Origin of the sequence: Herbaspirillum sp. UBA812, from assembly GCF_002296545.1 — a bacterium.
GTDB lineage: Bacteria > Pseudomonadota > Gammaproteobacteria > Burkholderiales > Burkholderiaceae_D > Herbaspirillum > Herbaspirillum huttiense.
On sequence record NZ_DBIC01000388.1, the window covers coordinates 1 to 759 of the forward strand.

A 759-nucleotide genomic window follows, 5' to 3' on the forward strand; every position below is an offset into this window, starting at 1 on the left:
GGTCACCAGCGCAGCGGGCAGGGCGCCATAGGACAGGCGGCGCACCACATCCCAGCGCACCGTACCCTTGAATCGGTGGGCCAGGGTGCCGGCGGTCTTGGTCGCGGAGGCAAAGGCCAGGTCGGTGCCCACGGCCACCGAAGGATGAATGCCGAACAGCAAGGTCAACAGCGGTGTCATGAGCGAGCCGCCACCGACCCCGGTCAGTCCGACCAGCAGTCCTACGGCAAATCCGCTTACTACATAAGAAACAGTCATAACACCTCGCCCATTAGTCTGCGAATCGTAATAAACTTATGTTTCAAACCAAACTACATAGTATTTATTTGCTTATATACGCCTTTGGCATATGGAAATGCGCCAAACGAGGCAGGTAAGGCCGGTGAGGCCAGCAAGGCAGGCGCGGTGCGCCGCCATACCAGGTAGAAGCGAAGGAATTCCCTCATGAATCTTCATCAATTCCGTTTCGTTCGTGAAGCGGTAAGGCAGAACTTCAACCTCACGGAGGCCGCCAAGGCCCTGTACACCTCGCAGCCGGGGGTCTCCAAGGCCATCATCGAGCTGGAGGAGGAGCTGGGCGTGGACATCTTCACGCGCCACGGCAAGCGTATTCGCGGCCTGACCGAGCCGGGCCGCGCGGTGCTGCGCTCGGTCGAGCTGATCATGCAGGAAGTGGATGGCCTCAAACGTATCGGCAAGGAATTCGCCGCCCATGACAGCGGCAGTTTCACCATCGCCACCACCCACACCCAGGCGCGC

The 759-nt window shown here is 59.8% G+C and carries 2 protein-coding genes; one reads left to right on the plus strand and one right to left on the minus strand.

Annotated features, from left to right (window positions below; translation table 11 throughout):
* Window positions 1-258 (minus strand): TSUP family transporter (locus tag B3873_RS25520; protein ID WP_286869896.1); only part of this gene is annotated, 258 nt, incomplete at its 3' end.
* A gap of 186 nt (window positions 259-444) precedes the next feature.
* Here B3873_RS25520 and B3873_RS25525 point away from each other — a divergent pair.
* A partial coding sequence (locus B3873_RS25525) for a LysR family transcriptional regulator (protein ID WP_286869899.1) occupies window positions 445-759 on the plus strand: 315 nt, incomplete at its 3' end.